This is a genomic window from Shigella sp. FC1661 (assembly GCF_001712525.1).
Classification (GTDB): Bacteria; Pseudomonadota; Gammaproteobacteria; order Enterobacterales; family Enterobacteriaceae; genus Escherichia; species Escherichia coli.
Genome location: NZ_MDGW01000378.1, coordinates 1 through 1,010, shown reverse-complemented (window position 1 = coordinate 1,010; position 1,010 = coordinate 1). Strand labels below are relative to the sequence as shown.

At 48.4% G+C, this 1,010-nt stretch carries 1 protein-coding gene and 2 pseudogenes; 2 read left to right on the top strand and 1 reads right to left on the bottom strand.

The features are described from left to right. A partial coding sequence (locus tag BFF42_RS18540; protein WP_001463889.1) for an integrase core domain-containing protein occupies nt 1-360 on the top strand: 360 nt, incomplete at its 5' end. A 56-nt stretch (nt 361-416) separates the two neighbouring features. Here the strand turns inward: BFF42_RS18540 and BFF42_RS18535 are convergent. Then, nucleotides 417-647, bottom strand: a pseudogene (locus BFF42_RS18535) (amino acid--tRNA ligase-related protein); the annotation flags it as partial. A gap of 72 nt (nt 648-719) precedes the next feature. Between BFF42_RS18535 and BFF42_RS18530 the strand changes: the two are divergent. Further along, nucleotides 720-1,010: pseudogene (locus BFF42_RS18530) on the top strand (transposase); the annotation flags it as partial.

Genomic DNA, 1,010 nt, shown 5'->3' with positions numbered 1-1,010 from the left:
CTGGAGCAGGCGTTATGGGCCCGTCGACCGTCCGGCACGGTCCATCACAGTGATAAAGGTTCTCAGTATGTATCGCTGGCCTACACACAGCGGCTTAAGGAAGCCGGATTACTGGCATCAACAGGAAGTACAGGCGACTCGTATGACAACGCGATGGCGGAGAGCATCAATGGTCTTTACAAAGCGGAGGTAATACACCGTAAGAGCTGGAAAAACCGTGCAGAAGTGGAACTGGCCACACTCACGTGGGTGGACTGGTATAACAATCGACGATTGCTGGAAAGGCTGGGCCATACTCCTCCGGCAGAAGCAGAAAAAGCTTATTATGCTTCCATCGGAAACGATGATCTGGCAGCCTGAGTTCACAGATAAAACACTCTCCAGGAAACCCGGGGCGGTTCACTCAGGCTACCTCAGAGTTCCATCATTGTGAACTCAGGATTATGGCGAACAGAAATACCTTCATTACGGAAGTTACGGTTGATTTCGAATACCCGTTCAAAACCGCCTACAACCAGACGTTTCAGATACAGCTCTGGCGCGATACGCAGATACATATCTAAATCCAGAGCATTATGATGGGTAATAAACGGGCGAGCAGATGCCCCACCTGGAATTACCTGCATCATCGGGGTTTCTACTTCCATTGAAGTGGCACACTGAATTTGGCCACCTGAACAGAGGTGATATGCTCACCTCAGAACAACACAGGTGCTCCAATGAAAAAAAGAAATTTTAGCGCAGAGTTTAAACGCGAATCCGCTCAACTGGTTGTTGACCAGAAATACACGGTGGCAGATGCCGCCAAAGCTATGGATGTTGGCCTTTCCACAATGACAAGATGGGTCAAACAACTGCGTGATGAGCGTCAGGGCAAAACACCAAAAGCCTCTCCGATAACACCAGAACAAATCGAAATACGTAAGCTGAGGAAAAAGCTACAACGCATTGAAATGGAGAATGAAATATTAAAAAAGGCTACCGCGCTCTTGATGTCAGACTCCCTGAAC